This window comes from Saccharopolyspora soli (assembly GCF_022678645.1).
Classification (GTDB): domain Bacteria; phylum Actinomycetota; class Actinomycetes; order Mycobacteriales; family Pseudonocardiaceae; genus Saccharopolyspora; species Saccharopolyspora soli.
Map to the genome: position 1 here is coordinate 1 of NZ_JALBWV010000174.1, position 721 is coordinate 721.

A 721-nucleotide genomic window follows, 5' to 3' on the forward strand; every position below is an offset into this window, starting at 1 on the left:
CCGCAGATCGCAACGTCGATCTCACCGGCCACCAGATCCTCCGGCGTCAGGCAGACCGGCAACTTCGCGAACGTCTGAATGCCCGAGAAACCACCCTCGCCCCGCCGGTTGACATGGATCGGGCCCGGCTTGCGCCCCTCGTTGAAGTCATCGACCGCGCCGTGACCGTCCAGCCCTTCGCCCAGTCGCCTGGGTTGTTCCCAGAACCCCTCCGGCCACAGATCGTGATGGTGGTGACCGTTGAGCTGGTCATCGTCGTGGTCGTGGGTTTCCTCGGGCATGGAACGGACCTCGCAGTGATCGGTGGGTGGTACTCGGGATCAGTGGTCGGTGGTGACCGGCCGGCGCACGCCCAGGGCGTGCGGGTGGGCGTAGCGCGGCTCGGTGATTCCCTTGCGGCGCATGGCGATTCCGGTGAGGGCCTCCCGGATCGCGCGGTTGGCCAGCAGCGCGGTGATCTCGCCCTGGTTGTCGTAGGGCGGGGAAACCTCGACGACGTCCATGCCGACGATGCCCACCTCGGCGGCGAGCCGCCGTACCGCGGACAGCACATTGATGCTCGTCAGACCGCCCGCGACAGGCGTGCCAGTGCCTGGGGCGAATGCCGGGTCGGCGACGTCGATGTCCAGCGAGAGGTACAGGTAGTCGGCCTGGTCGAGCGCCTCATCGATCGCGCGCTCGAGGACCTTGTCGAACCCGTCGCGGTTGATCTCGGCCATGA

Annotated in this window: 1 protein-coding gene and 1 pseudogene; both read right to left on the reverse strand. The window is 67.5% G+C overall.

Features of this window, described 5'->3' with window-relative positions:
- Positions 1 to 281, reverse strand: a pseudogene (locus MOQ72_RS44155) (hypothetical protein); the annotation flags it as partial.
- 39 nt (positions 282 to 320) lie between these two features.
- On the reverse strand, positions 321 to 721 hold a 401-nt coding region (locus MOQ72_RS44160; protein ID WP_242192041.1), incomplete at its 5' end, for an arginase family protein.